This is a genomic window from Mesorhizobium zhangyense (assembly GCF_011045115.1).
Taxonomy (GTDB): Bacteria; Pseudomonadota; Alphaproteobacteria; order Rhizobiales; family Rhizobiaceae; genus Mesorhizobium_M; species Mesorhizobium_M zhangyense.
In genome coordinates this window covers 1-19708 of sequence record NZ_JAAKZG010000029.1, presented here as the reverse complement: position 1 = coordinate 19708, position 19708 = coordinate 1, and the positions used below count along the sequence as shown (strand labels likewise).

19 protein-coding genes and 2 pseudogenes are annotated in these 19708 nt (G+C 60.1%); 12 read left to right on the top strand and 9 right to left on the bottom strand.

Annotation, left to right across the window (positions count from 1 at the left end; genetic code table 11):
• Nucleotides 1-28: 28 nt before the first annotated feature.
• Genes G6N74_RS29665 through G6N74_RS29655 form a run of 3 tightly spaced genes read right to left on the bottom strand, consistent with a single transcriptional unit; the run spans nt 29 to nt 4166 of the window.
• Nucleotides 29-1825, bottom strand: a complete 1797-nt coding sequence (locus G6N74_RS29665; RefSeq protein ID WP_165121595.1) for a GmrSD restriction endonuclease domain-containing protein — start codon at nt 1823-1825, stop codon at nt 29-31.
• Nucleotides 1826-1827: 2 nt separating this feature from the next.
• Nucleotides 1828-3960 (bottom strand): type I restriction-modification system subunit M, encoded by a 2133-nt coding sequence (locus G6N74_RS29660; protein WP_165121594.1) that lies wholly within the window; start codon nt 3958-3960, stop codon nt 1828-1830.
• Nucleotides 3957-4166: a helix-turn-helix domain-containing protein gene (locus tag G6N74_RS29655; protein ID WP_165121593.1), complete on the bottom strand. Its 210-nt coding sequence runs from the start codon at nt 4164-4166 to the stop codon at nt 3957-3959. Before G6N74_RS29655 ends, G6N74_RS29660 begins: the two co-directional genes overlap by 4 nt.
• 333 nt (nt 4167-4499) lie before the next feature.
• On the opposite strand from G6N74_RS29655, the gene G6N74_RS29650 reads away from it, so the two are divergent.
• Complete coding sequence (locus G6N74_RS29650) at nt 4500-6368, top strand: DUF6119 family protein (protein WP_165121592.1); 1869 nt, start codon at nt 4500-4502, stop codon at nt 6366-6368.
• Nucleotides 6369-6394: 26 nt separating this feature from the next.
• Here G6N74_RS29650 and G6N74_RS29645 read toward each other — a convergent pair whose 3' ends face one another.
• Genes G6N74_RS29645 through trbL form a run of 5 tightly spaced genes read right to left on the bottom strand, consistent with a single transcriptional unit; the run spans nt 6395 to nt 10908 of the window.
• Entirely contained in the window at nt 6395-6619 is a 225-nt protein-coding gene (locus G6N74_RS29645) for a DUF2274 domain-containing protein (RefSeq protein ID WP_165121591.1), read from the bottom strand.
• Nucleotides 6616-7812, bottom strand: coding sequence for a TraB/TrbI/VirB10 family type IV secretion system protein (locus G6N74_RS29640; RefSeq protein ID WP_165121590.1), 1197 nt, complete (start codon nt 7810-7812; stop codon nt 6616-6618). The genes G6N74_RS29645 and G6N74_RS29640 overlap by 4 nt, the downstream gene beginning before the upstream one ends.
• Entirely contained in the window at nt 7809-8849 is a 1041-nt protein-coding gene (gene trbG, locus G6N74_RS29635; RefSeq protein WP_165121589.1) for a P-type conjugative transfer protein TrbG, read from the bottom strand. The genes G6N74_RS29640 and trbG overlap by 4 nt, the downstream gene beginning before the upstream one ends.
• Nucleotides 8850-8869: 20 nt before the next feature.
• On the bottom strand, nt 8870-9559 hold the full coding sequence (gene trbF / locus G6N74_RS29630; RefSeq protein ID WP_165121588.1) for a conjugal transfer protein TrbF: 690 nt from the start codon (nt 9557-9559) through the stop codon (nt 8870-8872).
• A complete protein-coding gene (gene trbL, locus G6N74_RS29625; RefSeq protein ID WP_165121587.1) occupies nt 9556-10908 on the bottom strand; it encodes a P-type conjugative transfer protein TrbL in 1353 nt (450 codons plus the stop codon). The genes trbF and trbL overlap by 4 nt, the downstream gene beginning before the upstream one ends.
• A 25-nt stretch (nt 10909-10933) precedes the next feature.
• On the opposite strand from trbL, the gene G6N74_RS29620 reads away from it, so the two are divergent.
• The 5 genes from G6N74_RS29620 to G6N74_RS29600 all read left to right on the top strand — a co-directional run bounded on the left by G6N74_RS29620 (nt 10934) and on the right by G6N74_RS29600 (nt 15689).
• A complete protein-coding gene (locus tag G6N74_RS29620; protein WP_205826927.1) occupies nt 10934-11398 on the top strand; it encodes a tyrosine-type recombinase/integrase in 465 nt (154 codons plus the stop codon).
• Nucleotides 11399-11942: 544 nt separating this feature from the next.
• On the top strand, nt 11943-12320 hold the full coding sequence (locus G6N74_RS31610) for a helix-turn-helix domain-containing protein (protein WP_165121586.1): 378 nt from the start codon (nt 11943-11945) through the stop codon (nt 12318-12320).
• Between the two features lie 107 nt (nt 12321-12427).
• Nucleotides 12428-12910: a (2Fe-2S)-binding protein gene (locus G6N74_RS29610; protein ID WP_165121585.1), complete on the top strand. Its 483-nt coding sequence runs from the start codon at nt 12428-12430 to the stop codon at nt 12908-12910.
• Between the two features lie 74 nt (nt 12911-12984).
• Nucleotides 12985-15060: a xanthine dehydrogenase family protein molybdopterin-binding subunit gene (locus G6N74_RS29605; protein ID WP_246246064.1), complete on the top strand. Its 2076-nt coding sequence runs from the start codon at nt 12985-12987 to the stop codon at nt 15058-15060.
• Nucleotides 15061-15062: 2 nt separating this feature from the next.
• Nucleotides 15063-15689 (top strand): Isoquinoline 1-oxidoreductase subunit, encoded by a 627-nt coding sequence (locus G6N74_RS29600; protein ID WP_165121583.1) that lies wholly within the window; start codon nt 15063-15065, stop codon nt 15687-15689.
• A 19-nt stretch (nt 15690-15708) separates the two neighbouring features.
• Here the strand turns inward: G6N74_RS29600 and G6N74_RS29595 are convergent, their stop codons facing one another.
• Complete coding sequence (locus tag G6N74_RS29595; protein WP_165121582.1) at nt 15709-16593, bottom strand: LysR family transcriptional regulator; 885 nt, start codon at nt 16591-16593, stop codon at nt 15709-15711.
• A gap of 114 nt (nt 16594-16707) precedes the next feature.
• Here G6N74_RS29595 and G6N74_RS29590 point away from each other — a divergent pair, with 114 nt between their 5' ends.
• From G6N74_RS29590 to G6N74_RS29570, 6 genes and pseudogenes are all read left to right on the top strand, one after another.
• Nucleotides 16708-17169: a VOC family protein gene (locus G6N74_RS29590; protein ID WP_165121581.1), complete on the top strand. Its 462-nt coding sequence runs from the start codon at nt 16708-16710 to the stop codon at nt 17167-17169.
• A gap of 67 nt (nt 17170-17236) precedes the next feature.
• Nucleotides 17237-17887: an SDR family oxidoreductase gene (locus tag G6N74_RS29585; protein ID WP_165121580.1), complete on the top strand. Its 651-nt coding sequence runs from the start codon at nt 17237-17239 to the stop codon at nt 17885-17887.
• 23 nt (nt 17888-17910) lie between these two features.
• Nucleotides 17911-18672, top strand: a complete 762-nt coding sequence (locus G6N74_RS29580; RefSeq protein ID WP_165121579.1) for an SDR family NAD(P)-dependent oxidoreductase — start codon at nt 17911-17913, stop codon at nt 18670-18672.
• A 26-nt stretch (nt 18673-18698) separates the two neighbouring features.
• Nucleotides 18699-18818, top strand: a pseudogene (locus G6N74_RS31085) (putative quinol monooxygenase); the annotation flags it as partial.
• 31 nt (nt 18819-18849) lie between these two features.
• Nucleotides 18850-18996: an NIPSNAP family protein gene (locus tag G6N74_RS31080; RefSeq protein WP_246246068.1), complete on the top strand. Its 147-nt coding sequence runs from the start codon at nt 18850-18852 to the stop codon at nt 18994-18996.
• Nucleotides 18997-19028: 32 nt separating this feature from the next.
• A pseudogene (locus tag G6N74_RS29570) lies at nt 19029-19708 on the top strand (SDR family NAD(P)-dependent oxidoreductase); the annotation flags it as partial.

Genomic DNA, 19708 nt, shown 5'->3' with positions numbered 1-19708 from the left:
CACTTGCGTTGCGTTCCCCGACGGCAATTCAGAGCCGCTCGAAATAGGTTTTTATCTTCCGGGCCATCAGCTTGCGTCGCTGTTCCAGGAAGTCATCGAAGGCCGGGATCTCTCCGTCCAGCATGCAATCCGGCAAGCAACTCATCCGAAAGTTGGCCCGCATCTCCTCAATCGTCGTGATGCCACCATACTTCTTGACGCCGCCGTTGCACTGGTCCGCTAGCTCACTGAAGTAAGTCTTCGGGTCGCGGTCACCGATGCAAATGTTGATCTCGCTCTGGGCAAGGACGAAGTTGGCGATCTGGTTGTAGCGGCCGCGCGTGAGGCCCTGGCCCTTGAGGTGATTGCGTGGGTAGACATGGTGCACGTCGCTGCGATTCAGGAGCAGGTCACGCACGGTGATGTCTCTAGACAGGAACCCGAGGTCGCCAAGCTTCACCTGCGCTGCCTGGTAGACGAGGAAATTGGGGCTCGAGGCGGAAGAGGTATCCATCTCTTGGGGTAACAATGTGTCCCAGAAGCTTTGAGGGAGCTCGGCATCGATCACCGCTTCGGTGTACGCAGCCAGGCCGCGGGACTCGATCTGGCGAATGTCGAAATCGAAGGCCGTTTCAGGGCTGCCCGAATACCGCCCGCGCAGAAGCGACATGACGTACCAGCGCCGGACGAGGCGCTCAATGTCAGCGGCCGGCATCCCCTCTGTACGGCCACGAAGGTAGAGAATATAGGCGAAGTTGATCGCGTTCTGGCTGCGGATCAGGCCGGCTGTGACGAAACCTGCCGAGCGGAGGATCATCGTCAGGCGATCGAAATGCGTTTTATTGATGAAGTTCAAGACGCCAGTCTTCAGGCGGGCGAAAGCCTCCTCGGCGACTGTCTCCTCGTACTGCTTCGTCTCGAAATTTCGGCCCGACAGCAGTGCAACGAGGTCTTGAAGCTTACCCCTGCGGAACTCCGACGTGAACGCCACGCGCAGCATGTCGGTATAGGACGGGTCGTAGAGGTCGTCGTTCACGTCTTTCAGCCAGCGCATCTTCGGCAGGAACTCGGATGCTGCGAAGGCCTTGTCGCCCTTCTCGATGCGTGACAGGAACTCCGGCGCGACGGCGAGGTGGCAGAAATAGTCAATCGCCTTGCGCAGCATGTTGCCGCCATAGGTTTCGTTCGCCGCGATTTTCGACATGGCGAAATCCGCTTGGCTGAGCGATGCCCCCGCCGAATTCACCCGGATAAAGATCTCAGTAACCGTCTCGATGTCGAGGTCTTCGGCTAGCTCGATAATACCGACCTGGTTGTTGATAATCTTGCGAACCTTCTCCAGCACCAAAGAAATCTGGTCCTGATCAGCGTCTGGATTGCGTGCTGTGTATTCACGCGTGAGCTTGGTCAGGCTGGCGTCAGGCGCGAAGACCGTCGCTAGGTCAGGAATCCACGAGGCGTCCTTCTGGATGGCCGGGTTCGAGACCTCGAAGCGCTCCTCGACCGGGTGAAACGCGATCCTAATGCGTACCGTCTCGTAATCCTTTGTCAGAACCTCCTGGCCTAGCAACGCGGCCATTAGTGCAGTTACGCGCTGCTGCCCGTCAATCAGAATGCGTTTGCCCGAGGATGTGGAGCCGTCTTTCAGTCTGACCGAAGGGTTTCTCCAGGCGATCAGATAGCCAACCGGGTAACCTTGATAAAGTGAGTCCAGAAGGTTGCGGACCTTGGTCGCATCCCAGACGAAAGGGCGTTGGATTTCCGGTATCGCGATCTCGCCGGACTTCACCCAGGTGAGAAGGGTTTCGATCGGATGCGGGGTGACGGAGTAGCGTTGGGTGGCCATGCTCAGCGGCCTCCCGTCAGCACGTCTTCAAGAAGGCCCTCAGTTTCCAGCTCAAGCGCCCGGATGTCTGCTTCAATCTCCTGAAGCGTCCGCAGCGGCTGTGGCTTGTAGAAGTGCCTCGTGAAAGAGATTTCATACCCGATGACCGTCTTGGACGGATCGATCCAGGCGTCGGCCGCATGAGGCAGAACCTCGCGACAGAAGAACGCCTCGATACCGCCGTCTTCCAAAAACGGCACCTGTTCGGTGTCCCTCAACTCAGTGTCAGGCTCGAATTCGACGTTCGCTGGTTTGCCACCGACGGTCCGATGGTAGTTGCCGTACAGCGCATCAGATTCCGCATCGGCGCCCGGCTTGATCTTCGACACCTTCTTGATGACGGGTTCCGCCCCGGGATCCCTGATGCCCAACCCTGCCATCAGGAGCTTCTGGCGCTTGGTCGTCATACGGACGCCGCGCTTGTCCGCCACAGCTTCGGCTTCTTCAAGGAAGCGGTTGAAATCGAGATGGGGGCCTTCGCCAAGCCGCTCGGCTACTGCTTCCACAACGCCCATGAGGGGCTCTTCAGCAGCCTCCGCGCACGTGTTCGCGAAGCGCCGCTGCGCGCTCGCAGACAGTTCAATCTTCAAGCGCAATGGCCGCTCGACCGTCACCTTCCAATAACCGAACGCCGCGTTGGGGAATATCTTCGACTGCTCGCTTTCCTCGCTATTGAGGAAGCTGTCGCAAATGCGCTTGATGTCATCCGGTCCGAGAATGCAGTTCTTCTTGCCGAGGTTTTTCCGCAGAGGTTTGAACCACGCCGTCGCGTCAATCAGCTGGACCTTGCCCTTGCGGGACTCTGCCTTGCGATTGCTGAGCACCCAAATGTAAGTCGCGATACCTGTGTTGTAGAAGATGTTCAGCGGCAGCGCGATGATGGCCTCAAGCCAATCATTCTCGATGACCCAGCGCCGCACATTGCTCTCACCCGATCCTGCATCGCCCGTGAATAGAGATGAGCCATTGTGGACCTCGGAGATTCGGCTGCCGACCTTGGTGGCCTTCTTCATCTTGCTCAGCATGTTGGCTAGAAACACCATCTGGCCATCGCTGGAGCGCGTGATCAGGTTGTACTCGGGATCGCCATCGTGCTCGATCACGAAGCGGGGGTCGGTGATATCTTTCTTGCCGCCGAGCCGGTCGAGATCGGATTTCCAGCTCTTGCCGTAGGGCGGGTTCGAAAGCATGAAGTCGAACTCACTCGATGGGAATGCATCGCTGGAGAGCGTCGAGCCATACTTCATGTTCTCAGCTTCGGCCCCTTCACCTTTTAAGATGAGGTCCGCCTTGCTGATGGCGAATGTTTCGGGATTGACCTCCTGCCCGTAGAGGTGGACCGCCACCTCTTTCCCGTGGTCGGTCGCCAACTTGATCAGCGTCTCTTCCGCTACCGTCAGCATGCCTCCCGTGCCGCAGGCACCATCGTAGACGAGATAGGTACCTGACTGAATTTGATCCGCGATAGGCATGAAGATCAGGTAGGCCATGAGTTCCACTACGTCGCGCGGGGTGAAGTGCTCTCCTGCCTCCTCGTTATTCTCTTCGTTGAACCGCCTAATCAGCTCCTCGAAAATCGTGCCCATGGAGTGGTTATCGAGGCCCGGCAGACGCTCGGTGCCGTCTTGGTGCAGTACGGGCTTCGGGCTGAGATTGACCCCAGGGTCGAGGAATTTTTCGATCAGAAACCCGAGCACATCAGCTTCGACAAGAGTCGGGATCTGATTGCGGAACTTGAACTTGTCGAGCACCTCTTGAACATTCGGCGAGAAGCCATCGAGATATGCTTCAAAGTCTGATTTCAGCTGCTGGCGACGTGCGCGAGAAGCAAGGTCGCGAAGTCGGAACTGGGATGTGTTGTAGAACGCTTCGCCCGACGCTTGGCAGAGCGCAGCGTGCTGATTGGCAACTCCTGCTTTGTCCAACTGCGCTTTCATCGCCAGAACCGCATTTTTAGTGGGTTCGAGCACGGCATCGAGACGGCGAATGACAGTCATCGGCAGGATGACATCCCTGTATTTGCCACGAACATAGACATCGCGTAGAACGTCATCGGCGATGTTCCAGATGAAATTGCTGATGTTCAGATCGCTCACTCGGCCCCCTTATGCTTGTTCTGTGCAGCTTTTTTCTGCAAATCGATCCAGCTATCGAGGTCCGATCTTTTGAAGCGCCACGCTCCAGCCACCTTGAACCCTGGCAGGTCGCCACGCTTGGCGAGACGGTAAACCGTCTTCTCATCGACATTCAGGTAGCCGGCGACGTCCCGCACAGTCATGGCCTGGTCAGGTGCATCTTTCATGATCGCCCCCGCTGTTTTCAGGAACTATAACAGAGGAGAACAGGGTAAGCCAGTCCATTTCAGGGCATCTTGTAAGAGCTCGCTTGAAGGCTGGGCCTCCCTTGGCAAACGCAGTGCGTTGTCAAAGCGGCGTTTGCGTCTTTTTAGGGCCGACGGAGCTATGCACCAACCTCGCGAATAATCCATGTCTCGGCTTAATGCATCGCAACTCGCTCCGGAACAGTGCTGAGTTCTAATGCGCCAGAATCTGCGACAGTTCGGGTGGTGCGATTACGGGAATGTGCTTTCTTTTGCGCCAACTTTTGGTAGAGTTCGGCGGGCTTGGGGATCACAATGAGTAGAGCACGACCGTTTTCTATTTATCTTCTAAAAGAAGAATACGACGCAACAAATTCTTTGAGAGAAGATCACGATCTTGACGCGGCGGAAGCAACTGACCTGCCGGAAGGCGCAGTTCTTTATATCCTCGACTCCGATCCGAAACCTCCATGGTGGAGAAGCTATTTCGGCGTCACCGAAACACTCCTGCAGCAATTCAAGGGGGCGCTCGTCTTCCTTCCCGTCGGCGACCGGTGGTTTGCTCTATCCTTCGGGCAGGTGTTTCATCATCTGAACGACGCCGCCTATGAATACGATTTCGGCTTGCGGGTAACACTGAATAGCGTCGATCCAAACGAATTGAAGAGTGCGGACATGGTCGCGCCCGGCGTCGCGCGCCGCAAGAGAACGCAGGTGCCGGTCTCGACCGAGCTGACCTATCTTGATTTCGACGGCAACAGCGAGATCATCAAAAGTCTAACCGGCAGGGTTAAGAAGGAGTACGAAGAACTGTTCAGGAATGCGACTGGCTCTGCATCGCTTAAGGTGAGCCTTAATCTCGAGCCCGGCGAGTTGCCAGGCATTTGCGAAACCTTGCTCACCCTCTACGACGCAGAAGACTATAAGGCCTCGTTTCCCAACATACAGAATATATCGCCGGTCAACGATCCTTCAAAAATTGCCGAACTCGATGAGTTGCTGCTGTCCTCCCTAAAGGCCAAGGACGGCAAAGCGACGCTGACGATCCCCGACATCATTGATTATCGGGACAACACGTGCTGCATCTTTCAGGGCGACGGACGGGCGAGCCACGTCTTTCCGGACATTTCGATCGAAGAGTTCTACGAATTTCTTGGGGATGACTACAACCTCGCTGGGATGACCATCGAGGCCTTCAGGACCTTCCGGATGATGTTAACCGACGTCGATGGCGCGCCCGGTCGGAGCTACAGCGTCTATCGATCTCTGATCTATGACGGAGAGCCTCTCGGAGAAGGCATTGTCTACCACTTGTGCGAGGGAAAATGGTATCGCGTCGAGAAAAGCTACATCGAGCGGCTGAAGAATTATCTGGACGCTAAATGCGTTGACTCCGATTTGCCACCTTACAATCATGATGCCGAAAAGGACGGCAAGGCGGTTTACAGCGAGGGGGGCTACAACGCTGCCATTCCCCATTGGAACAATGCCTTCATCTGTCTCGACCAGACCGACATCAGCCCAGCGGGCAGCACAGAAATCGAGCCGTGCGACATTTATACCGTCACCACCGACGCCAGGGCGTCCTGCGGCCACCGAGCGTTCTTGTACCATCTGAAAATCTCTACCCGCTCCTCTCACCTGAGCCATCTATTTAACCAAGGCGTCAATTCGGCGGACCTTATTCAGCTCGAGACGGCATCTCGCGAAAAAATGAAGGCGCTGGTGACGGGAAAACTAAACGGAAACGACTCCGCGATATTTCTCGCGCCTCTCGATTCCTTCGACTTCAAGGTCATTTTCGGGATCATCACTCACAAGAGCAAGGAAGATAGATCGGACAACCTGCCGCTGTTTTCAAAGATTAGCCTGATGCGCAATATGCAGCAGCTCGATGTCCGAAAAATACCGTCGGCTCTTATGTTCATTGAGGATCAAAGTCCCAAGAAGCACGGCCACCCCAAGCATGAGCAGATAGTCGTCGAGATCGTAGCGGTCGACAACGGGAAGACTGAGGTACGAGCAGTCGATGGACAAGGCTACGACATAGCAATGCCGATCAAGTCGTGCCCAAAAGACGTTCGAGAAAGCGCTGTTGGAATGCGTTACAGGTTAACCGTCAAACGAGGCGAGGACGGAGCGCTTTCGAGTTACCATGGCTGGCCGTTCGAGATCGCCGTGTGATCTGAAAAGGCCGCGGTGCGACGTCGTCATTGCCTTGCCTTCTTTTCTTTTCTGAACTCCCGATCCGTCTCCATAAATTTGGAGATCATCGGAGCTATAAGCCTCGCGGGTTCTGCTGGCGACGCCTCCCCATTCGCCTTCGCCAATATCGCCGCATAAGCCTGCAGATCCCGAAACACCGCCGCCGGCAGTTCGATGGCGACCTTCACTGGTTTATCATCCGCAATGGTGGAGAGTTTCAGTTTGGTCATGTCGGCTCCTTCGCAGCGCCATAGGCCTGCATGAGAAGATCACGATTGACAATCACGCGAACGGGGAACCCAGGTCGAATGGTGAGAGTCGGCTGGATGTTGAGCTGCCGGCTGACGATCTGCTGGCCGACATTCGACGCCGTGCCCTGCGCGCTTTCGCGTATCGCCTGGGCGATCTCGCTTTCCTCGTCGTCGCTGCCGATCTGCGTGCCGACCCCAAGCAGTGTCGAGAGTGCAGCCGCCTTGAACAGCTGTCCCCAGTGATAGTCGACCTCGTCCTCGAGGCCGGAGAAGCCTTGGGGATCGGTGCCCTGAAGGCGTTCGAGCACGATGGAGGTACCATCAGGCATGACGACGCGGTTCCAGACAAGCAGCACGCGCGACTGTCCGAAGGCGACCTGACTGTCATACTGGCCGATGAGACGGGCACCCTGCGGAATGAGGAGATGCGCGCCACTCGGGCTGTCATAGACATTCTCCGTCACCTGCGCGGTGATCGAGCCGGGCAGATCGGACTTGATGCCGGTGATGAGGGCTGCGGCGATCACGGACCCAGCCTGCAAGACATAGGGCGAGACCTTCTCCTCGACGCGATCTGAGCTCACGGTGCGCCGGTCGGCCTCGGCATTGACGAATGCAAGCTTGCGATCCTGCATGTTTTGTGAAGCACCAGCATCGAGCGGCGGGAGAGTATCCGGTTGCGTCAGCGCATTTGGATCAGCCGTGGTCGTCCGCGTGGTCACGGGCTGATTGGTGTCGGTGCGCTCGCCGCGGCTGTCTGTAAAAAGCTTGGCGACGCGCGCAGCCTCGATTTCGGCTAGACGGCGCTGCTCTCCCGGATCGGCGCGTGGCGTCTGGATCGAGGGGAGCACGACCGGCTTGCCCTCCTCTTGGGCCTTGAGGATCGGCTTGCCGAGGTCACCTGGAAGCGCGGGCCCAAGTTTCGGGATACCAGTATAGTCCTTCGGCAGGTTGGCGAGGCCTTCGGCCGGGGTGCGGTTTTCGGTGTTGTAGAGCTCGGACGGCGCCTGCCCTTGTTGCCTGGTGGTGTCGAGCGCGAAGAACAGCGCTGCAGCGATCGCAAGCCCCGATACGCCGCCGAGACCGATCAGCACCTTGCGTGACAGCCGGGTGACGCGTGGCGGCTCCGGCCTCAGCCGAAACTCCGCCTTGAGATCGGAGGGACCTGTCATCGGCTTCTCTCCGAGGAGAATAGAGCCGTGCGGTTTCCGAGGCGGCGCCCGTCGGTGCGGACGATGCGCACGCGCCGCTGGCTGTCCTTGTCGCCAAGACGGAGTTCAGCGGCTGCGAACAGCCGATCGACGACATAGTAGTTCTGCCGGGCGCGGTAGTTCACGAGCTCGGAATTGCCGGAAGGGCCAACGACGAAGAGCGGCGGCATTTCTCCCTGAGCGATGCCGGAGGGGAATTCGATATAGACCTTCGACCCATCGTCGAAGGCGCGCAGCGGCCGCCAAGGGGCGCTGTCGCCCTCGATCCGGTAGCGGAAATTGAGGCTATGCAGATCGACGCCGCTCGCCGCAGCCTGGGTCTCGGCCGCGCGCGTGTTCTGACGCCTCAGCGCGATCAGTTGGTCGGCCGGATACTGCCAGGAGACCGAGGCCATATAGGTCATTTCGGTCGAGCGCAGTTCGAGATGATAGGTGCGCAGGTTGGTGTTGATGATGAGATTGGTCTGAAGATCGGATCGCGTCGGCTTGACCAGGATATGGACCTGCTTGGCAGCACCCGAGCCGCTTTCGGTATCGCCTATGATCCAGCGCACCGTATCGCCGGCGGCGACGGGACCGGCGCCGACCAGTTGCTCGCCCGGCTGCAGCGCGATGTCGGTCACCTGGCCGGGTGCGGCATAGACCTGATAGAGCGCGCCGATCGCGAAGGGATAGACCTGCACAGCATTGATGAAGCCGTCGCGGACTGGCTGCATGCGGGCTGCCTCGTTGGCGGCAGCGATCCGCGCCTTCGGATCGAGATTGTCCTGCTTCTTCTTGCCCTCGTCGATCGGTTTTAGCTGGCCCGGGAGCGGCAGCGGCTTCGGCAGTTCGACGACCTTCACCGGCCGGACCGGATCGGCGAGCTTCACGGCGGGTGCCGCATCGTCATAGTCAATCTCCGGCGGAATGTACTTCTTTGCGCAGCCGGCGAGCGCCGTCGCTGCCAGCAGCGCCGTTACCAGCGCGGCGCCCCTGCCCGATCGGATTCTGTTCATGGATATTCCTGTTGCCCCCTTCATTGCGAAAGCTCCTTTGACCAGTTGATGGCGTTGACAAAGACCCCGAGCGGGTTGGCGCGCAGCTTGTCGGGCGTGCGCGGCTGTTCGATCACGACGGTGAGGATGGCGGTCCAGCGCTCGGTGGATGCGAGTTGCCCGTTTTCGTAACGGCGCTCGCTCCAGGCGACGCGGAAGCTCTCCGGCGAGGCGCGGATGACGGAGGAGACGTCGACGGCGACCTGGATCTTGCCGACCTTGGTGAACGGGTCATTGGCGCGGGCGTAGTCGTTGAGCGCCACCGCGCCGCGATCCGTCGTGAACTCGTAGGCGCGCAGCCAGTTCTGGCGCACGATCACCGCGTCGGCCGGGATCGCTCGGACGTTTTCGATGAAGCGGGCGAGATGCCAGGCGATCTGCGGATCGGTCGGCCCGTAGTCGGCTGTCGCAGGTGCCACCGCCTGCGCTTCGCCAAGCTTGTCGATCTGCACCACCCAGGGCACCACGGTGCCTTGGGTTGATTGCCAGATCAGGGCGGCGGCAAAGCCACCGGCGAGAAGAAGCGACCCGAAGGCCATCAGCCTCCAGTTTCGGGCCTGGACGCGGGCGGAGCCAATCCGCTCGTCCCAGACCTGGGCGGCCTTCAGATAGGGAGTTTCGGGCTCTGGCGTACGGGCATAGCGCACGGAGGCGCGTTTGAACGGGTTCATCGATGGTCATCCTGATTGAGAGAAACGGAAAGCGAGCCGCCGCCGTGATCGCCAGAACGGACGGAATGGGCGGCGGTGCTGACGCCATGTTGGAAGGCTTGCTTGCGCTGCATGCGCTCGGCCCAGGGCGGCGGCGAAGAGGATTGCGCGGCTCCGCCCTCGGGGTCACCGGCGCTTGCCGACGCACCGCCGCCGACGTCATTGCTGCCGCCCGTCGCCTTCCAGCCAGCCGCCTGCCCTGCCTCGTAGCTGGCGCGCAGCGTCTCGTTGGAGCGGCCTGCGGCTTCCTTCGCCTTGCTCATGACAAAGCCGGCGCCGGCCCTGGCCATGCCGGCGATACCCGCCGCGGCGCGCCCGGCGCTGCCCACATCGGAGGATGCACTGGCCAGCCCATAGGCGGTGCTGGCACCACCGGCAGCAACCGCCCCTCCTCGCATCGCGCCGCCGACCATGCTGGCCGCAGCACCCATGCCGGTTCGCGCGCCGACATAGCCGGCAGCGCCAAGGCCGGCGGCCGCAAGACCCGTTCCGACGGCCGCACCTGCGCCAAGCTGGGGCGCGCCGGATACAAGGCCGGTCGCAATCCCGGGACCGAAGATCGAGAGACCCATCAGCGCAAGCGCACCGAGCACGAGCGACAGCGCTTCGGAAATGGTCGGCTGTTCGGAGAAGCCGGCGGTGAACTCACTGAAGAGTCCCGAGCCGATGCCGACGATGACGGCAAGCACCAGGATCTTAACGCCGGAGGCGACGATGTTGCCGAGCACCTTTTCGGCGAGGAAGGCGGTCTTGTTGAAGAAGGCAAAGGGGATCAGCACGAAACCGGCAAGCGTCGTCAGCTTGAACTCGATCAGCGTGACGAAGATCTGGATCGCCAGGATGAAGAAGGCGACCAGCACGATCACCCACGCGGTCATCAGCACGAAGATCTGCACGAAGTTCTCGAAGAAACTGACATAGCCCATCAGGTCGCCGGCGGCCTGCAGGATCGGATTGCCGGCATCGATGCCGACCTGCGCCACCCTGCCGGGGTGCAGCAGTTCGGTGCTGGAGAGCGAGGATCCGGCGGCCTTGAGACCGAGGCCGGAGAAGCTTTCGAAGACGATCCGGGCCAGGCTGTTGAAGTTGCCGACGATGTAGGCGAAGAAGCCGATATAGAGCGTCTTCCTGACGAGGCGCTGGATAACATCTTCGTCGGCGCCCCAGGCCCAGAAGAGACCGGCGAGCATGATGTCGATCGCGATCAGCGTCGAGGACAGGAACGCGACCTCGGTGCCGAGCAGGCCGAAGCCGGAATCGATGTAGGAGGTGAAGGTCTCCAGGAAGCGGTCGATGATGCCAGAGTTCATGGCTTCACCGTCCGATCGACGCCGGATGCCGGTGCCGTCGGCTCGCCGGACTGCGACGGTTTCAGGAAGCGGCGGCGGCTTTCCAGCCAGACCTTCAGGCAGGGCGATGGTCGTTCAACAGAAGACAGGACGTCCTGTACAATTCGAACTGACCAGCGATGTGCGTGCCAGCCTGCTGGCGTGGCTGGAGCGGCGCGGCGGCACAGTGAATGACCACGCGTTCCCAAGCCGGATCAATCATGCACACCATATGAGCACACGGCAATATGCCCGTCTGGTCGATGAATGGGTCACAGCGATTGGCCTTCGAGCATCGGACTATGGCACGCACTCCCTGCGCAGGACAAAGGCTGCAATGATCTACAAGGCGACGGGCAACCTGCGCGCCATCCAGATTCTGCTCGGGCATACCAAGATCGAGAATACGGTGCGGTACCTCGGTGTCGATATCGAGGACGCGCTGCTCCTGGCAGAGCGAACTGAAATCTGAAGTTGAAGAGGTCATCCGAGTACTGCGGATGACCTCTTCGCACGATGGCCCTGTTCGCGCGTAAGATCGGGCTGGTGGGTGGAGAGCAGAACGACAGCTTCTGGGTGACGGTGCAGGGAAAGCGGTCGTTCGACTCGCCGCTGCAACGCGATAGCAACGCGCCCTCATTCCTGCCTTCAGAAACATTCCAGTGCAAGCTAAAGCAGACAAGCTGCCAGCGACCTAAGATATGCCTCGAACGACCAATGCTTTGTTAGCCTAGGAGCCTTGCTCATTTAGCGCGCGCAGGGTTAGGCCGACGTATTATCTGGCCGCCACCAAACATGGACACCGCGCCACTCCTTGAGTTTCGAGCGGACTTTCGGGCGGCGCGTTCACTTTGACTGCTGAATTAGGTTCATCACTGTAGAGAGCATAACTGCACTTATTGCATATTATGGCTTGAGGTATCTGCAGTGAGACACGAGCATAGGTCAAGCCGACAACAGACGTATTGGATGCCGAGCCACGCGCCTTTGCTCTTAGTTTTAGGAGCAGATCGGCTGTGCTGGAAAACGTTGACAGCTTTAGCAAAACGAATGGCAGCGCTCTACGTCGTGGCTTATCCCAGCGTCAGCTTCGCCATCTTACAAGCCATATTGCGGAAAACATTGATCGCCGCGTTAGCCTGCAGGAGCTTGCAAATCTGGTGTCCCTAAGCCGATCATATTTTTGCACAGCGTTTCGCCTGTCAATGGATTGTACGCCAAACGAGTGGCTTTCACGCGAGCGTATCGCGCACGCGCAATCGCTACTGAGTGGAACATCCGCGCCGGTGACGGAAGTTAGCATGGCTGTCGGCTACCAGACGTGCTCAGCGTTCTCTGCTGCCTTTCGGCGACATACGGGAATGACGCCCTCCGAGTACAGACGTGCCTCATAGCACCGATACGCACTTTTTTGTACGATCGCGACAATTTTCGAAATCTCGCGACAGCACGAGCAGAGGCCCACGTCTAACGTCGTATCAACCAGCGACGGAGGTGAAGGGTGCTCTATAATCTCCAAGTGAACGGTGCGGTACATCAGGCCGACGTCGATGGAGGCACGCCCGTCCTGTGGGTGTTGCGCGACATCCTCGGTCTCACAGGTACCAAGTTCGGGTGCGGGATTGCCATGTGTGGCGCGTGCACTGTGCATGTCGACGGTGAAGCGCGGCGCTCCTGCGTTACGCCAATCGACTTTGTCGGTGGAGCCGAGATAAGGACGATCGAGACGCTGGGCGAGGGCAAGGTCGGGTCCGCTCTTCAGCAAGCCTGGCGCGAACTGGACGTCGTCCAATGCGGATACTGCCAGCCTGGACAGTTAATGTCGGCGGCGGCCCTGCTCGCCGCCAACGTACAACCAACAGACGCTGACATCGACGCGGTCATGTCGGGTAATATCTGTCGCTGCGGGACGTACGGGCGCATAAGGGCGGGCATCAAGCGAGCGGCGCAGATTCTCGCCAGTGCGGGCGAGGTGGCGAAGTGACCGCGATCCTATCCCACGGCATAAGCCGACGCGCATTCCTGACGGCGAGCGCTGCCTTGGGGGGCGGTCTCCTCTTGGGGTTTCCGCTTTCTGGACAAGCTGCGTCGCAGGGCGTCGCTTCCGATCTCAACGCCTTCATTCGTGTAGGCGCTGACAACACAGTCACCCTCGTCCTGCCATACGTTGAGATGGGGCAAGGCGCCTATACCTCGCAGGTCCAGCTGCTCGCCGAAGAGCTCGAGCTTGATCCGGCCCGAGTTCTTTATGAAGCGGCGCCACCGGATGAGGGACGATATGCGAGCCCATTGTTCGGAGGCCAGATCACCGGGGGCTCAGGGTCGCTGCGAGGGGCGTGGCGGACCTTGCGGGCGGCCGGTGCCGCTGCGCGGGAAATGCTCGTCACGGCGGCAGCGCAGCGGTGGAGCGTTTCGTCCGAGAGCTGCCGAGTTGAAAACGGCCAGATCATCCATGCGAGCGGCCGCACGCTGACTTACGGAGAAGTGGCGGCAGAGGCCGCCCTGCTGCCCGTGCCTGACGCACCGGTAGTCAAGCAACGCTCAAACTACAGGGTAGTGGGCCAATCGCTGAGACGCCTCGACACGCCGGCAAAAATCGACGGCACGGCCAAGTTCGGAATCGATGCTCGACCACCGGGCGTTCAGTATGCTGTAGTGGCGTCATGCCCGGTCCTGGGCGGTAAAATGAAGAGCGTCGACACGTCGGCCGCGCTGATGATGCCGGGCGTAAAGCAGGTTGTGCGGCTTGAACGTGCCGTCGCGGTGGTGGCGACCAACACCTGGGCAGCATGGAAGGGCCTTGAGGTCCTGAATATGGAGTGGGACGCAGGGGCGAATGCATCGCTGACAACGCAGCAAATGGTGGATGCGGCCGACGCGGCCCTCGGCAGGTCTGGGATCGTGTCGACCGTCGTTGGCGATGTCGACCAAACAGAAATGACGGCGACGGATCGCTACGAGGCCGTAGTTCGCCTTCCGCTGCTGGCGCATGCGGCCATGGAGCCGCTCAACTGCACCGTCGATCTTCGACCTGATCGCTGTGAGGTGTGGGTTGGCAGTCAGGTAGTCGGTAGGGCCCAGAAGGCGGCCGCCGATGCTGCTGGGCTGCCCCTCGAGCGCGTCGCGATACATAATCTGTTCCTCGGCGGTGGCTTCGGCCGACGGCTCGAGACCGACTACGTCACGCAGGCGGTGCAGGTGGCGCGTCATGTAAGCGGCCCGGTGAAAGTGACCTGGAGCCGTGAAGAGGACATCCGGCAGGAAGTCTTCCGCTATCACAATCACAGCCGGGTGACGGTAGCATTGGGGGACGGCGGCGCTCCTGCCAGCTGGCGACACAAGGTCGTCGGGCCGAATATCATGTCGCGCTTTCTGCCGGTCTATCAGAAAGACGGCGTGGATCTGGATGTCGTCAATGCCGCAAGCGGGCCTTACGACATTCCCAACATCCTGATTGAATACTCGCGCAACGAGGCGCCAGAAGGCCTGCATACCGGCAACTGGCGAGGGGTCGGACCGACCCGCAACGTCTTCATTGTCGAAAGTGTCGTCGACGATCTCGCGCACCGCGCCGGCCGTGACCCGGTCGAGTACCGGCGGGCGATGATGAACTCAGCCGATACGGCGCGGCCGAGGGCGGCGCTCGAACTCGCTGTGCAACATGCCGGGTGGGATGAGACCCTTCCGGCACGCCATGGTCGCGGGGCCGCGGTGTTCAGTGGCTTCGACAGCCATGTCGGCATGGTGGCCGAGGTAGCAGTCGACATAAACGGACGTGTGTCCGTTCAGAAAGTGATCTGTGCCATCGATGCGGGCTATGTCGTGAATCCCGACATCGTCCGTGCGCAGATCGAAGGCGGCATCATCTTCGGGCTGTCTGCGGTGCTCTATGGGCAGGTGACGATCGCGGGCGGCCAGGTCGAGCAGTCCAACTTTGACACGTATCCGGTCCTCAGGATGCGCGAAGCTCCCCGCATAGAAGTGCACATAATCGATAGCGACGAGGAGCCTGGCGGCGTCGGCGAGCCTGGCACGGCCGGTGCCATCGCCGCAGTGGCCAACGCGGTCTTTGCAGCAACTGGGTTTCGGGCGCTGACACTCCCGCTCAATCCTTCCGACCTCCGCGGAGTCTGAGCATGACCCGGGACTTCCTACATGCGGTGGCTTCCCTGGCAGTGCTGTGCACGGTAGTCCCGGGCGTCATCGCGCTCAATGTCGTAAGCTCGACCGCCGATCAAACGGCCGCTACCGATGTGCAGCAGCCGGCGCATGAGCGTTCGGTGGCACTCTTTCTCGACGCAGCGCGGGTCATCGAAAGCCCGCGCTGCATGAATTGTCACCCGGCCACGCGCTCGCCCACACAAGGCGAGGCGATGCGCCTCCATACACCGCCGATCGATGCAGGATCTGAAGGCCATGGGCCGCTAGGCCTTAATTGCAACACTTGCCATGGCAGCGAGAACGTCAGCACCATAGGTATCGATATCGCATCCATCCCCGGCCACCCGCACTGGATGCTCGCTCCCGCATCGATGTCATGGCAAGGAAAAACGCCTGGCGAAATCTGCCGTCAAATCAAGGACCTCACGCGCAACGGCGGCAGGACACTCGAGCAGATCCACGAGCATATGGCTAAAGATAGCCTGGTTGGATGGGCATGGAATCCCGGCGACGGTCGCGAACCCGCACCAGGTTCACAGGAAGCGTTCGGCATTCTCGTCGGCGAATGGATAGCGACCGGTGCTGCCTGCCCGGAAGGCTAAGCCCTCCGTCCATGTCTGCTTACACCCGCAATGCGGAGATCACCGCACGCAGGCTGGCGGAGATATGCCTGCGCGTCGGATAGTACAGGTAGAGCCAATCCTCTGGCGGGCACCACGACGCAAGGCACTGAATGAGGCGGCCATTCTCGATATAGGGTTTGGCGCGTCCTTCCCAGACATAAGAGAGCGCCACGCCTGCCAATGCTACTTCGACCATGAGTTCGTGGTCATCGAGGGAGATCGGGCCGGTCGGCTCGAAATCAATCGACTTGTCGAAATGGCTGAACGACCAGGCGTATGCCGCACCGCTGGGGTAGATATTGCGCACGCAGCTATGGCCCTGCAGATCCGCGGGCGTCTTCGGCACAGCGTGCGTCTCGAAGTAAGCAGGCGAGCCGACAACGGCGAAGCGGAGGCGCGGCTTAATGCGCACCGCGGTCATGCCTTCGCGAAGACTTTCGCCAAGCCGGATACCTGCATCAAAGCCTTCATCGACGATATCGACGAGCCGGTCGGTCGCGACAATTTCCAGCTCGAGCTTAGGGTTCTGGAGGACCAGTGCGCCCATCACAGGGCCGAACACGAACGGCGCGATCGAATTTGGCGCATTGATTCGGACCTTCCCGAACGGCGTGTCGCGATACTGGTTAAGTGCGTCCAGCGCCGAACCAATATCGCCGAAGGCAGGCGAGAGCTGAGAGAGCAGCATCGCGCCGGCGTCCGTGAGCGACACGCTGCGGGTCGTGCGGTTCAGCAGCCTGATACCCACCCTGCTTTCGAGATTGGTGACAGCATGGCTGATCGCCGATGCCGTGACGCCTCGCTCCTCGCTCGCTTTGCGAAAGCTGCGATGACGGGCCACGGCATCAAACGCCGCCAGCTCAGACAAATCGGTACTCCTCATTACTGAATCTCGCTCATGTCTAATAGGAAATTACAACGCTAATCGTCCCAATCGAATTCGTCTAGGTTTTTTCACAGGACGGCGCTGATGCCGAACCAACTAGGAGACAAGACCATGGCTGACTTCATCCCCCCGGCTCACAACACCTCATCCGACTTTGCGGATATGCGTGGACATCACGTCGCGGTACGCACACCCGACCTCGACACCGCACTGCGCTGGTATGTCGATAAGCTCGACTTCCGTATCGTGGCTCTGTGGGATTACGCCGACGAGAAACTCGCCTACATCGCACCGCCGACCGACGATCACTTCTACATTGAGATCCTGGGCGGAGGTGAGCCGGGTCCGCAGGAGGTTCGTCCCTACTCCGATCTGGGCGACAGCCTGAAATACCGCGGCTACCACCATTTTTGTCTGAACGTTACCAGCGTCAATGAGACGGTCGAGAAGCTGCGCGCCCGCGGCGTCACCATTGTCACCGAGCCGTTCGAGCTCGCCGCCATCAGCAGACGCCTCGCATTCTTCGCCGATCCGTTCGGCAACCTCATCGAATTGGCCGAGGTGCTTGACTAACCCGCATGCCTAGGCCCGCACGCCCTGAACGAACGGCGCGCCGGTCCAATCTGGAAAGGATTCCATTATGTCGAAATCCATTATGATCATCGGCGCCGGTCCGGGCATTGGACAGGCTGTCGCTCAGAAGTTCGGCCGCGAAGGCTGGACCATCGTGCTCACCGGCCGAAACAGGTCGCGGCTCGCCGTCCTCTCCGCAGAGTTGATGTCAGAGAAAATTGCCGTCCGTGTCGTGCCAGCGGATGCGACCGACCCTACCGCTTTGCGCAACGCGATCGCCGAAGCCGACCGCCTAACAGGCGGACTCACGGCAATTCACTTCAACGCCGCGCTCGTGCGTCAGCAAGACCTGTTCAGCATGACTGACGATGAGGTGGTGAGTGACCTCGCGATCAATGTCGCGGGCGGTCTTCACACCATTCGCGCGGCTGCCGGCCAGTTCGGCGTCAGGGGAGGCATCATCCTCATTACGGGCGGCGGCCTTGCAGTAACGCCACACGCGGACTGGGCAAGCATCGGGCTGGGCAAGGCGGCGCTGCGCAACATCGTGCAGGCGGTCACTGAGCCTTTGGCCAAACGCAACATCCGCATCGCTATCGCGACGGTTTCCACGCTCGTCAGTCCCGGCTCAGCGGAAGCGCGCGGTGCGGCGAACACATTCTGGGATCTGGCCACGCGGCCGGAAGCCGGCTGGGAAGCCGTCTATCCCGCCAACTGATCTCAACGAAGAGGAGGTTTACGATGGCAAAGACTATTATGATCACAGGGGCAACATCCGGTATCGGCTACGCTTCGGCTCTCGCCTTTGCGAAGCTGGGAGCCAACGTCGCCATCTCGGGTCGCCGCGCTGATCGCGGTGAGGTGGCGGCAGCAGAGATCCGTAACCTAGGCGGCAAGGCCTGGTTCAAGGCCACCGATGTCCGTGATGCGGGTCAGGTTCAGGCGTTCATCGACGGCGCCGCTACAGAGTTTGGCGCTCTCGACGCGGTGATCACGAATGCCGGCATCGAGCCTCCGCATGTCCTGCCGTTGTCGGAACTGAGCGTCGAGGACATTGACGCGGTGCTCGAGACGAACATCCGTGGCACCTTGCTCACCGCGCACTATGCGATCCCGCATCTGCGCCGACCGGGAGCCTCGATCATCATGGTTTCGTCCTTGTGGGGACGGCAGGGCGGTGCGCTGCTGGCGGTCTACTCGGCGACGAAGGGCGCATCCGAATCCTTGACCCGCGCGCTGGCGGTCGAGCTGGGCGCGGAAGGGATTCGCGTGAACTGCGTCGCTCCGGGTTTCATTAAGACCGAGATGTCGGATCGTTTCACAGAGGGGCGCGACATGCAGGCCTACTGGGACGCCAATGTGCCGCTGCAACGGATAGGCCAGGCCGGAGAGGTCGCCGATGCCATGCTGTGGCTGACCTCGGATCAGTCCAGTTACGTGACCGGCCAGATCATCACCGTCGATGGTGGCCAGAACATCAAGATGTCAGTGGCCGGCCTCTAAACCCACCCTATAAGGAGAGTTTGCCTATGCATTCCCAACTCACACTCATTGCCAAGCTGACCGCAAAACCTGAGTACGCGGACACGCTTGGACGGACGCTTCAAGGACTAGTTGGTCCGACCCGCCTCGAGGAGGGGTCGATCGACTACCATGTCCATCGCAACAACGACGATCCCAATGTCTGGATCATTTACGAGAACTGGCGGTGCCGATCTCGATGCGCATTTCGAGCAGCCGTACACCAAGGCCGCTCTGGGCATGTTCCCTGAGCTTCTCGCGGTTGAGATGGAACTGTCATTCTGCACCATGGTCTCATCGCGCTGACCGCACCGTACAATTTATAGAAAGTAGGACTTATGAAAACCTGGTTCGTCACTGGCGCATCGCGTGGCTTCGGCGCTCTTGTCGCTGAGCGCGCGCTCGCTAAAGGCGACGCGGTGATCGCGACCGCACGCAATCCCAACACCATGATCGACCGGTTCGGCGCGCACGACAACTTGCTAGCACTACCGCTGGACGTGACAGACGAGAACCAAGCGGCCGCTGCTGCCAAGGCAGCAATGGACCGCTTTGGCAGGATCGACGTCCTGCTCAATAATGCCGGCTTTGGTGTCATGGGTGCGTCGAGGAAGCAAGCGCTGCGGAAATTGAGGCCGTCTACCGGACCAACGTATTCGGACTATTGAACGTCACGCGCGCTGTCCTGCCTTACATGCGCAAGGCCCGGGCGGGCCGGGTCCTCAACATCTCTTCGATCGGCGGGTACAGAGCGGGGCCAGGTTTCGGTGTCTATTTATCCACCAAATTTGCGGTGGAAGGCCTGAGCGAGTCCCTCCACGCAGAGCTCGAGCCTCTGGGCATTCATGTCACGGTCATTGAGCCTGGCTACGAAATTGTCGGCCGTGTGGTTGCTGTCGGCAAGGACGTCAAACGTCATAAGGTCGGTGATCATGTCGCCGTCGGCTGTCTGGTCGACTCTTGCCAGCACTGCGACCAGTGCCGCCGCGGAGAAGAGCAGCTCTGCCGGGGGTTCTGC